Below are 12,210 nucleotides of genomic sequence, written 5' to 3'. Positions count from 1 at the left end.
ATCACAGAAACTACCTTTGAAAAACAAATAAAATAGCCGGAGCGAAGCGACTTGCGCCTTAACAACATAAACCTTAAAAAACTTAGCGCCCTTGCGTTATTCCAACAAACAAAAATAACAAGCAACAAAAATAACCCGCAACTCGAATCCCGAACCCCGCAACAAACAACAAAAAATAAATCACATGAAAAATACACTAAAACACTTACTGGTAACTACAGCTTTAGCATTATCAACAATTAATTTTGCCCAAACTACAACTACAGCTCCTGCAAAGACAACAGCCATCGGAACTTCCAAAACCTGGGGAACCGTAGACGGAATTTCCATAATAGGATTGGTACAGGGGCCATCGTCTGCTGACGCCCAGCTTCAGGTAGCCTGTGTTTTTGAATATACAGAAGGTGATATTTTCAGTCCTCAGGCATTACCCGCTAAATTGAACGGATTGGTTCACCTCGATGAGGCTTTAAAAGGAGAACTGACCAACCTTAGAAAAACAGGACAGTTTCAGGGGCATTCTTTGGAAACCATTTTAATTACGCCGCCTGCAGGATCGATGTCTGCAAAGAAGTTATTATTGATCGGTTTAGGTGATCGTAATAAATTCACACCCGATTTAATGACTTCCGTAGGCGAAGTAGCAGCCCGTGAAGCCATGAGATTAGGCGTTACCAATTTTGCATTCGCCAGCGACCTGAAGGATGCCGGAATAGATTCACCAACCGCTTTGGTAGCCGGGAATGTGGTAAGAGGAATCGTACATGCCAACCGTTCTGAAAATTACCTTAAAGAACACAAATTATCCACCACCAAAAAATTAGAAAAAGTATACCTTCTGGCTGGTCCTGCCTTCTTTGAAACTGCAGGCGGAGGAATTTCCGATGCTATCTCAGAAGTTAAAAAGAAATAATGAACTAGTTTCATTACATTGTTGATCCGGCCCTCTTTTTATAAGGGGGCTTTTTGTATAAAAATGATTATGATTACATATCTAAAAAGCAATTTGTTAAACGCAAAGTTTAATATCCCTTTTTTAAAATTCTAAGGAAGCAAAGTTGGAATCAATGAAATTGATCCTTTCTAAGCTTGTGTATTATCCTTTCGCTTCATCAGCGACTTTAGTCGCAATTATTTGCTCCCTCAAATAAATAATAGAATCCAATAACCTTTGCGTTTACATATGTTGTAGAACTTTAGTTCTTTAGAATATAAAAACGTAATTTGCTCTTTCTCAACTTTAAGGCCTCAATCCTCAACGAAATTTGAAAAGTCAAAAAAAATCCCGATTTTTGCACTCCTTCAATAAACCCGAGTTCATGAAATTATGTATTGCCGAGAAACCCAGTGTTGCCAGAGATATCGCCAAAGTATTGGGCGCTACCACGCCTAAACAAGGCTATATGGAAGGGAACGGCTATTGCGTAACATGGACGTTCGGACACCTTTGCACCCTGAAAGAACCTCACGATTACGGTCCGCAGTTCAAATCCTGGAACCTCTTTTCACTGCCGATTATTCCCAATAGTTTTGGAATCAAACTGATCCCGAATAAAGGCGTGGAAAATCAGTTTAAAGTAATCGAGAAATTAGTAGAAGAATGTGATGAGGTCATTAACTGTGGGGATGCCGGGCAGGAGGGAGAACTCATTCAGCGTTGGGTATTGCAGAAAGCAAAATGCAACAAACCGATTCAGCGTTTATGGATTTCTTCACTAACGGAAGATGCTATTAAAGAAGGGTTTGCGAGCTTAAAACCAGCAGAAGATTATAAAAACCTGTATCTGGCCGGAAACGCCAGAGCTATAGGAGATTGGTTATTGGGAATCAATGCTACCAGGCTTTTTACGAAGAAATTCGGGGGAAATAAAGCTGTTCTTTCCATTGGAAGAGTGCAGACTCCTACATTGGCGATGCTTGTGCAGCGTCAGAAAGAAATTGATGCTTTTACCACAGAAGAATATTGGGAGCTTAAAACCAAATACCGTGATGTCCTTTTCAGTGCAGCCATAGATCGTTTAAAGACGTTGGAACGCGCAGAAAAAGGATTGGAATACCTTAAAGTCAATCCATTTGAGATCGTTTCTTTCGAAATTAAAGAAGGAAAAGAAAAAAATCCACGACTTTTCGATTTGACCGGACTTCAGGTAGAAGCCAATAAAAAATATGGATATTCAGCAGAAAATACCCTGAATTATGTGCAAAGTCTGTACGAAAAGAAGCACGTAACTTATCCGCGTGTTGATACCACCTACTTATCAGACAGTTTATATCCGAAAATTGCAGGAATCCTTCAGAAAATGTATCCGTATCAGGATCTGATTGCCCCGTTGCTGGAAGCTCCGATTCCAAAATCAAAGGCTGTTTTCGACGATACCAAAGTAACCGATCACCACGCCATCATTCCTACGGAAATTCCACCTTCTCAGAATCTGAGCAGGGAAGAAAAACTGATTTATGATCTGATTGCAAAACGTTTTATAGCCGTATTCTATCCGGAATGTAAAATTTCCAATACTTTGGTAGAAGGAAAAGTAGGTACCATTCCTTTCAAAACCAGCGGAAGACAGGTTCTTGAAGCAGGATGGAGAGCTGTTTACGCCAAAGAACCGAAAGAGGAAACCACCGATAAGGAAAAAGAAAAAGAGGAAGAACAAACGATTCCTGAATTTGTTGTAGGAGAAACCGGACCCCACGATCCGATGATCCACCAGGGAAAAACAACGCCTCCAAAACCTTACACAGAAGCAACACTGCTGAGAGCGATGGAAACTGCCGGAAAACAGGTAGAAGATGAAGAATTGCGTGAAATGCTGAAGAACAACGGGATCGGAAGACCATCCACCCGTGCCAACATCATAGAAACCCTTTTCAAAAGAAAATACATTGAGAAGAAAAGAAAAAATCTGATTGCTACCCAAACCGGAATCCAGCTGATCGATACCATAGAAGATGAGCTGTTAAAAAGCCCTGAACTGACCGGAGAATGGGAATCCAAACTTCGTAAAATTGAAAAAGGAGAGTATGAAGCTAATCTTTTCAAAGAAGAACTGATTCAGATGGTGACCGAACTGACAGAGAAAGTGGTGTACGGAAAAGGGAAAGTAATTACCCTTCAGGAAGAAGGAAAAGAAGAAGTGAAGGAGAAGAAAAAAAGAGAACCCGCACAGAAAAAAGAACTGCAGTCCTGGGAAGAAACGAAATGCCCAAAATGCAAAGAACATAATCTGATCAAAGGAAAAACCGCTGTAGGCTGCTCCGATTTCAAAAACTGCGGTTTTAAAATTACGTTCGAAATCTTTGGTAAAAAATTATCGGATAAACAGCTTTTAGACCTGGTATTAAAAGGAAAAACTTCAAAATTAAAAGGCTTCTCTACCCACCCGGAAGCGATCACAGAAGGTGTATTGACCTTAAGCGATGATTTCCACGTACAATTGAGCTAATCAATAGTATATTTGATCTACATCGTCAATGATCATTAGAAAAAAATAAACTAACTAGAATTATCAAATGGAGAATACGGGATTCGAACCCGTGATTTTTCAATACCTAATTAAGCGTATCGGTTATTTTATATCGGGATTCCTAGGGAATGACAAGCTGTATGGATAAACTATGCGTTGTATTTGTCATTCTGAAAGAATCCCGCCTTACCCTTTTTCTATCCAATCTGTGTACCAATACCCTAACTGAATACGTAAAAATTCCCCTCTTGAGAGGTGGCAAAAATTCAAAGAATTTTTGACGGGGTGGTTTTACAGTTTCTTGAATAACCTGTCATCATGAAACTTCAACATTCTCTCTTTTCTGTTTGATAAACTGAAAAACAGATCCAACAATAAAAAGCAGTAAAATAACAAGAAGAGTCTGCCCAATGATCGGATCTTTGATGTCTTTGGCCAAAGGATGTCCAATCGGAACCCGTGTGAATGTCTCATTAACAGTTGGGACAAGCGACAGAAAAAAGCTGAATGACAATAGAAAATTCTCAAAATATCGGGCTTTCTTACTTCCTTTTTTATTGGCAAAAAGAAAATAGGCTGCAGCGATCAAAACGATGATAAATAATGAAAACACATGTCCTGCATTAAAACCTCCGTTTTTTGAGATACCCAATGCAGTAAGTGAAGTGATGGCCGTCGCATAAAAATAGACCTTTCCTGACGGCTTAGCCAGATTGATTTTACCATATCTGATAAATCCGATCACTGCGCCAACAAGAGCTGTTACGCCAATAATCGTGTGGAAAATTCCTAAACCTGATAGATTCATATTGATTGTATTTTAAATTGATACTTATAAGCTGCAGGTATATTACTGTTCCCTGAAACTGACGGTACAAATTTGCAATAGAATCATAGAAATTATTTTTTGATTTAGTTCAAAAATTTGGGATTTCGGTTCAAAAAAACATTCCTTATCGAAATTAAGAAATGTCCGTATCATAAAATATGGTTCAGTTATTTTTCTTTCCGTTCCTGACGGTAGCCTGAAGGGGAGATAAGATATTTATCACTGAAGTTTTTGGTAAAAGTGGCCAGATCATTGAATCCGCATTCGAACGCGATATCGGTAATGCGTTCATCGGATATTAAAAGTAATTCAGCGGCTTTTTCCAGTTTTTTATTTCTTATATAATTGGCAGGAGTATCGTTGTATAGTTTTGCAAATTCTCTTTTGAAAGATGATACACTTAGATTGCTTTGCTCAGCAAGCTGTTCGATTGTTAGCTGTGAAAATAAATTCGCTTCAATGATTTGCTTAAAAGAATAAGCGGTGGGAGAGAAAAGCTGTGACAGGATCAGCTGAACGGCCTTTGCACTGTGTGACTGAGCCAGCAGCAAAATGATTTCCTTGAGCTTTAGAACCAATATATCTTCATTAACGAGGGAAGGGTTTTCAAAATAAAAAAGCAGCCCCTCTACATACTTCTGGATCAGGAAATCATTGTTTATTTTCTCATTGGATTTATTAGAAACGATATCGGAAGGTTTTTGCAGCAATAAAGGCAATTCTCTGTCATAAATTTTTTTCAGGATGTCAGGATAGAACGTAATGATCACAATTTCACAATGATCCTCTGACGTTGAGTTCTGAATATGTTTTCCGGAGCTGATACAATTCAGAAAAAGGGAATAATTTGCAGTAACATCAAACTCCTGCTCCTCTGTTTTGTACTGAAACTCACCTTTAAGTACATACAGAAAGCAGGCTTGCTCCGAAACCGGAAAATCATACCTGAAGGGCCCTGATATATCAATTTTCTGTATCAGGGTTTTCCCAAACAATTCGTGTTTTTTGTAATCATTCAGCATAATGGAGTACGTGAGTTTTTGAATTCAATAATCAGGAAAAGTTAAATAATTTACATTGTAAATGCAAAGCTACAATCCATTTTATCGGAGATAAAAATCCTTGCGCCTTACTTAAGACAAAACTAGCGTCTTTGCGTTTTCCAACAAAAACAATGCAGAAATTCCTATGGAATGACCAGGTGCATGGATAAACTAAGCTTTTTATTCGTCATTCCGCAGAAATCCCGCCTTACCCTTTTTCTATACAATCACATTCGTTATATTATGTACCAATACCCCAACTGAAGACGTAAAAATTCCCCTCTTCCGGAGCGGTGGCGAAAATTCAAAGAATTTTTGACGGGGTAGTTTTACTGGAACAATTTCTCATACCAGGCGCCAACATCGCTTTTAATCTCCTCATGATGCTTACACAAAATCACAGCCAGCTCCAGTTCAGACCTGCCAGATTGATAAGGATTCAAAGTAAGAAACCCGAAGAAATTTCCATCCTGATCAACAATTGCCGGAGGATAAGAAGCATAAGCATTCCATGGTGAATAGGGGCCATAGGTACTTCCGTAGTTTCCATACGTATTCCAGATAGATTTTGAGCTGAAAATATTTCCGTAATCACCAAACTTATTCCATATCGAATTTTTATCAAAATTGTCACAGTTTAAACATCCCAGATATTCTTTTTGATCTGCACCGCCATACAAATGCAGGGTTTGCGCATAAAAGACACAGCATAAGAGAAGACTTACAACAATAAACACTTTTTTACAGTACATAGGATGATTACTTTATTAAATAATGACAACTGCCAGAAATAAAAAGACCGGTACTAACCTCCATCTTCTTGCTTCCATTTTCCAGCTTTATCTATCAATCTACCTTAAACTTCTTCGGAGACTTTCCGGTGATCTGGGTAAATTTTCTGTAAAAATACTCCAATGTATTAAAACCTGATTCAAAACAGATATTTTTAATCCCGATTTCAGGATTGCTGATCAGCAATTGCTTGGCATGTTCTATTCTCAGTTGGATAATATATTCTACCGGAGTACAGCTGTAGGAATGCTTAAACTTTTTAAACAGATTGGCTTCGCTCATTCCTGCAAGCGCAGCAAGTCTCCTGATGGTAATTGGTTCTCTGTAATTGTTTTTGATGAAATGAACCACTTCCTGAAGTCCGTTCTGTATATTTTCTGCCTTTCCAGAATGGAGGAGGATATGCTTTGCATTGGTTTTCATCAGCTCATAAATCAGTTCTTTAAGACTTAAGCTTAAAAGAAAATCCGAGGTATTATGAAGATTTCCGTCAATTCTTCTGTTATAAAGATTGGTAAGGCTTCTCCATAAAGACTCATCCGAGCTGATGAACTTTTTCACAGTGTTTTCTTTCATCATAATTCCTGTTCTGTCCCAGTCCGGATGCCAGTTTTCAATCACTTCGGAGAATACACTGTCAATATATTCCTGCTCAATATTCAATACCAGACATTTCGTAGGTTCTTTAAAAACGGGATGAATATCTATACTCAGTTCCTTGTTACAGGGCGGAATAAATACACTTCTCTCCTTGAACTCAAAAGTCTCATCATCACTGCGAATAATCTTATTGCCACTCAGCATAAGTGTGATGACAGGCTTTTCAAAAAAGAAAGGAAAATCATGACAAACTACATTTGTTTCAAATACATTCAATTCACCAAAAGGAATGCTGAAAACAGTTTTTTCTTCGATCTTTTCCATGATAGGGAGAGTTTAGGTTAAAAAAAATAGAGAATAAGTAAATAATTTATATCATGTTATTGCCATTTTCGGATTACGTAAAATACAAAATAATTTAAAACAATGGAAAATACATCAGCAGCCAAACAAACCCATACCCCAGATACTCAGTTTTTATCCGTAAATCCTTCTACTTTAGAGGTTATAGGTGAAGTTATCAATACTTCCAGAGAGGAGATTGATGATAAAATTGAGAAAGCAAAAAAAGCCCGGAAACTATGGGCCGCAAGACCGGATGCAGAAAGAAAAGAGATTTTATTAAAAGTAGCGGAAGCGTTGCAGCAAAATTCAAAACACCTTGCAGAATGGATCACCCGCGAGCAGGGAAAACCGTTGAATGGTCCTGGAGCTAATTTCGAAATGCAGGCTTGTGTAGGCTGGACACAGGTTCCCGCATCACTGGATTTACCCGAAGAAATTGTTTTCGAAGACGACACCCGGAAAGATGTTGTATACAGAAACCCGATTGGAGTAGTAGCAGCCATTGCTCCCTGGAACTGGCCTTTGATGATTGCCATCTGGCAGATTATTCCTTCATTGAGAATGGGAAATGCTGTCATCATCAAACCTTCGGAATATACCACTTTCTGCAGTCTGGAAATGATAAAAGTGATCAACAGTGTGCTTCCTGAGGATATTTTGCAGGTAGTTACCGGCAGAGGAGAAGTGGGAAGTTACCTTACCTCACATCCGGAAATTGTGAAAATTATGTTCACAGGTTCTATCGCGACGGGGAAGAAAGTTATAGAAGCTTCTGCTAAAAATATGGCCCGATTAACCCTTGAATGTGGAGGAAATGATGCAGGAATTATTTTACCCGGACTTGATGTCTCTAAGTATATTGATGGAATTTTCTGGGGAGCTTTCCTGAATATGGGGCAAACCTGTGCCTGCTTAAAAAGACTATACGTTCATGAAAACGATTACGAAAAAGTCGTTAAAGCATTGGCAGACTATTCTTCCAATATTCCGATGGGGAACGGAGCGGATGAAGCCAGCGTTTTAGGGCCTATCCAGAATAAAATGCAGTACGATAAAATTCAGGATCTGATTCTTGATGCTGAAAATATCGGAGCAGACTTCATATTCACAGGGCAAAAACCTGATCTGGAAGGTTATTTTATTCCCGTAACTCTGGTTGGAAATGTAGATAACGGAGACAGAATTGTAGACGAAGAACAGTTTGGTCCTGTATTACCAATTATTAAGTATAAAACGTTGGAAGAAGCGATCAATAAAGCCAATGATTCAGAAAACGGACTGGGAGCTTCCGTTTGGAGTGATGATCTTGACGAAGCTCAGAAAGTGGCTGCACAACTGGAAGCAGGAACCGTATGGATCAATCAGCATGGTGCTATTCACCCGTTTGTTCCCTTCGGAGGGGCAAAACAATCCGGTTATGGAGTAGAGTTCGGAATAGAAGGATTAAAAGCAGTTACAGTTCCTAAAGTCATCAGCATTAAAAAATAAAGTTAGAACTCATGAAATACGATTTTATAATTGTCGGATCCGGTTCGGCAGGCGCTGTAATCGCTAACAGATTAAGCGAAAATGAAAATATAAATGTTCTTCTGCTGGAGGCAGGTCCTGATGATAAAGTTACTGAAGTGGAAGAACAGGCCGGCTGGCCCGCTATCTGGAATACCGAAAGAGACTGGGCTTATCATACCGTTGCGCAGGAACATGCAGGAGGGAATACAAGATACTGGCCTCGTGGTAAAACATTGGGTGGCTCAAGTTCCATCAATGGAATGATCTACATCAGAGGGCATCAGCAGGATTATGATAGTTGGGCTTATAAAGGATGTGTGGGCTGGGACTGGAAAAGTGTTCTGCCTTACTTTAAAAAATCAGAAACCCATGAAGAAGGTGAAGATGACATTCATGGAGGGGAAGGACCGCTTTTTGTAAGCCGTATCAAGCGCCCGAATGCCATTTCAATAAGTGCTATTGAAGCCTGTAAAGAATTGGGCTATCCTTTGACAGATGATTTTAACAAAGAAATCTGGGGTGCAGGTCTTAATCATCTCAGTGTAGGTAAAGATCATAAAAGATGTTCTACGGCAAAAGCATTCTTAGATCCTGTGAAATCGAGACCTAATCTGCATATTCATACCAATGCGCTGGCTCAGAAGTTAATTTTTGAAGAAAACGAGTGCATCGGAGTTCAGTATTTGAAAGACGGTGAATTAGTAGAAGTGGAAGCAGAAAAAGAAGTGATTGTATCCTGTGGAACCATAGAATCTGCCAAACTTCTGATGCTTTCCGGAATTGGTGATCAACAGGAACTGGAATCAGTGGGAATTCCGGTAGTAAAAGATTTGAAAGGAGTTGGAAAAAACCTTCAGGATCATCTTTTGGCAAGTGTTATTTTTAAAGCTAAAAAAGAAATTCCTGCTCCGGAAGCCAATCTGCTGGAAGCCCAGTTATTCTGGAAAAGCAAAGAAGAAATGGCTTTCCCGGATCTTCAGCCTTTGTTTATGGGACTTCCTTATTACAGTCCGGGATTCACAGGGCCGCAAAACGCATTTACATTCTGCGCCGGATTTATCAGACCTGCCAGTAAAGGGTATATTAAACTGACGTCTTCCGATCCTTCCGCTTCTCCGGAAATTAACCCGATGTATCTTTCTGAAGAATCCGATCTGGAAGCCCTTTACCAATGTGTTGAAATATGCCGCGAAATGGGAAAAACAGAAGCCATGAAAGAATGGAATGACGGTGAAATCTATCCCGGAGAAGGAAAAACAAAAGAGGAAGTGATAGATTATATCAAAAAATCATGTTCCACCTATCATCATATGACCGGAACCTGTAAAATGGGAACCGACAGCCATTCTGTAGTAGATCCGAGACTGAAAGTATATGGAATAAAAGGATTAAGGGTAGCAGATGCATCCATTATGCCGGATGTGGTTTCCGGAAATACCAATGCGCCTACCATTATGATTGGTGAAAAAGCAGCCGATATGATCAAAGAAGATCATCATCTGAAAGCGTCAGGTTCATCTGAAAAGTTATCGTTTGTTGTGTAAGAAGGGTTAAAATCCTTGAAAAGAAGCCGTTTCATGTTTATGAAGCGGCTTTTTAATGAAAAATTGAAAGATCATTGAGATAAAAAAGCCTGTAGCACTTACCTTTGTTTAAAATAAAATTCATGACACCAGAAAAAAAGAAACTCATTACAGACAGCTTCAGCCGCTCGGAAACCCTGAAATTCTATAAAGCAGAACTGCTGGAAGTAGAAACTGATTTTATCTCCATGAAGATCCCTAAGATGGAAATGATGACCCGAAAAGCAGGAATGTTCAATGGCGCAATGATCGCCTCTCTGGTGGATGTTTCTTCAGGATATGCCGCTGTGAGCCACTATCCGGAAGACTGTTATGTTGTGACCGTTGAGCTGAAAGTGAACTACCTTCGTCCGGCAATGGGTGATGCTTTGATTTCAAAATCCTATGTCATCAAAGGGGGCGGAAAAATTGTTGTGGTGAGAACGGAAATCTATGTTCAGACCGAAGGTTCTGATTCTGAAAGTCATGTAGCCACTTCATTAGTCACCATGATGAAAATAAAATAAAAGACAAAATATTCCTTCAATAAAGGGTTTCAAAGCATTTTTTTTCCCGGAATGGAATAGCTTTTGCTCAACAAACCCCATAAACATTAAAAAATATCACAATGAACTTAATTATCCGACTATTTATTACAGCGATTGTTGCTTATCTTTTAACCAAAATTTTACCGGGAGTACAATTTGAAGGATTCTCTTCAGCCATCATCTTTGCGATTGTACTTGGGGTTCTTAATATATTTGTAAAGCCTATTTTAAGTCTGTTTGGCCTTCCGTTGACCATTCTTACCTTAGGATTCTTTGCCCTGGTAATTAATGCCGCAATTGTCCTGATTGCAGACTATTTCATCGACAGTATGGTCGTAGATGGGTTCTGGTGGGCATTTATCTTCAGTATATTATTATCAATTGTAACTTCTCTGGCGAACTCTATGTTCTCAGATGGAGATTAATTAAATTATAAAAGATCAAAATAAAGGAATCCGCTCAACGAGCGGATTTCTTTATTTTTTAATGAACTTCAGTAACACTAGATCTCCTTTCGAATCTGTAAGCTTTAGAAAGTAATTTCCCGAAATAAGCTGACTAATTAAGATTTCTTTCACAAACTGATCTTTTAAAATCACTCTTCCGTTCACATCTATAATTTCATATTCATTGAAATTCCGGTCCGTATTTACTTTTAAAATATCTGAAACAGGGTTCTGATAAACTTTGATTAAAATGCTGTTATTTTTAGAGACTGATTCATTAGACGCTAAAAATAAGCATGAAGGCGGAGTGGTTATGACCCCATCCGTAAAATCATAATACAAAGTACTTCCCATCGTGATCAGATTGGTGCTGATGGTGGCAGGAATATTTTCAAATAGAGTACAGTTATTAAAACGGACATTGGCAGTTTCAAAATCTCTTGTAGTCTTATACCATGATTCACACCCTGCAGGTTGCATCACAACTCCGGGCCAGAAGGTATCGATTGCAAATCCGTCTATAGAATTGGGACTGACCATATCAACCATTACACAGCTTCCTGAAGTCCATGTAGAAGGAGCTTTAAAATAAATAACAGCATTAGGAATATTTCCTGTGTAATACTTTTTACTGATTACAGGAGACGAACTTCCTTGTCCGTTAACAAGAAATGCCTTGATCTCTTTATTCTGATCAATAGAAATCTGCACATTATTTACGGCATAGGAAGAACTAATTGTCGGAGTGCTTCCGTCAGTGGTATAATAAATAGTCCCGTTTCCATTAATAGTGACCTGATAAGGATTATAATAATGATTGGGAAAAGGACTCATCGTAAGCTGTGAAAAAAAGAATGAGGATACACAAAGTGAAGAAAAAAGTATAAATTTTTTCATATTAAATGGGTATTAGTTTAGTTTTTTGTAAAACTAATAAAATTTTTGCCATACATAAATCAATTATTTTTCAACTTTAAAAACTTAATGTTAATTCTTTCGTCCGTTTTTATTTTAAATATTAACTTTGGCAATCTTTGAATTTAATAAAAGGATGTAGGAAATCAGCTGA

At 38.6% G+C, this 12,210-nt stretch carries 11 protein-coding genes; 6 read left to right on the top strand and 5 right to left on the bottom strand.

The window, feature by feature from the left end; all coding sequences use genetic code 11:
* The first annotated feature begins 184 nt into the window (after window positions 1–184).
* Window positions 185–913 carry a M17 family peptidase N-terminal domain-containing protein gene (locus AC5YGI_RS06065; RefSeq protein WP_330747108.1) on the top strand — a complete coding sequence of 243 codons (729 nt, stop codon included), beginning with the start codon at window positions 185–187 and terminating at the stop codon, window positions 911–913.
* Window positions 914–1,319: 406 nt separating this feature from the next.
* Complete coding sequence (locus AC5YGI_RS06060) at window positions 1,320–3,446, top strand: type IA DNA topoisomerase (RefSeq protein ID WP_330747107.1); 2,127 nt, start codon at window positions 1,320–1,322, stop codon at window positions 3,444–3,446.
* A gap of 337 nt (window positions 3,447–3,783) precedes the next feature.
* Here the strand turns inward: AC5YGI_RS06060 and AC5YGI_RS06055 are convergent, their stop codons facing one another.
* From AC5YGI_RS06055 to AC5YGI_RS06040, 4 genes are all read right to left on the bottom strand, one after another.
* Window positions 3,784–4,275: a hypothetical protein gene (locus AC5YGI_RS06055; RefSeq protein WP_330747106.1), complete on the bottom strand. Its 492-nt coding sequence runs from the start codon at window positions 4,273–4,275 to the stop codon at window positions 3,784–3,786.
* A gap of 188 nt (window positions 4,276–4,463) precedes the next feature.
* Window positions 4,464–5,318, bottom strand: coding sequence for a helix-turn-helix domain-containing protein (locus AC5YGI_RS06050; protein WP_330747105.1), 855 nt, complete (start codon window positions 5,316–5,318; stop codon window positions 4,464–4,466).
* A gap of 350 nt (window positions 5,319–5,668) precedes the next feature.
* On the bottom strand, window positions 5,669–6,091 hold the full coding sequence (locus AC5YGI_RS06045; protein WP_496167789.1) for a hypothetical protein: 423 nt from the start codon (window positions 6,089–6,091) through the stop codon (window positions 5,669–5,671).
* A 94-nt stretch (window positions 6,092–6,185) separates the two neighbouring features.
* Complete coding sequence (locus AC5YGI_RS06040; protein ID WP_446105316.1) at window positions 6,186–7,055, bottom strand: helix-turn-helix domain-containing protein; 870 nt, start codon at window positions 7,053–7,055, stop codon at window positions 6,186–6,188.
* Between the two features lie 102 nt (window positions 7,056–7,157).
* Between AC5YGI_RS06040 and AC5YGI_RS06035 the strand changes: the two genes are divergently transcribed.
* The 4 genes from AC5YGI_RS06035 (at window position 7,158) to AC5YGI_RS06020 (ending at window position 11,120) form a co-directional block, all read left to right on the top strand.
* Complete coding sequence (locus tag AC5YGI_RS06035) at window positions 7,158–8,564, top strand: aldehyde dehydrogenase family protein (protein WP_496167788.1); 1,407 nt, start codon at window positions 7,158–7,160, stop codon at window positions 8,562–8,564.
* An 11-nt stretch (window positions 8,565–8,575) separates the two neighbouring features.
* Complete coding sequence (locus AC5YGI_RS06030; RefSeq protein WP_330747101.1) at window positions 8,576–10,129, top strand: GMC family oxidoreductase; 1,554 nt, start codon at window positions 8,576–8,578, stop codon at window positions 10,127–10,129.
* A 122-nt stretch (window positions 10,130–10,251) separates the two neighbouring features.
* Window positions 10,252–10,674, top strand: a complete 423-nt coding sequence (locus AC5YGI_RS06025; RefSeq protein ID WP_062672074.1) for a PaaI family thioesterase — start codon at window positions 10,252–10,254, stop codon at window positions 10,672–10,674.
* Window positions 10,675–10,775: 101 nt separating this feature from the next.
* Entirely contained in the window at window positions 10,776–11,120 is a 345-nt protein-coding gene (locus AC5YGI_RS06020) for a phage holin family protein (protein WP_114821738.1), read from the top strand.
* Between the two features lie 51 nt (window positions 11,121–11,171).
* Here the strand turns inward: AC5YGI_RS06020 and AC5YGI_RS06015 are convergent, their stop codons facing one another.
* Window positions 11,172–12,038: a chitobiase/beta-hexosaminidase C-terminal domain-containing protein gene (locus AC5YGI_RS06015; protein ID WP_330747100.1), complete on the bottom strand. Its 867-nt coding sequence runs from the start codon at window positions 12,036–12,038 to the stop codon at window positions 11,172–11,174.
* Between the last annotated feature and the right edge of the window lie 172 nt (window positions 12,039–12,210).

It is taken from the genome of Chryseobacterium sp. CS3K3.1 (genome assembly GCF_059515165.1).
This window is presented reverse-complemented; position numbering and strand designations above follow the sequence as displayed.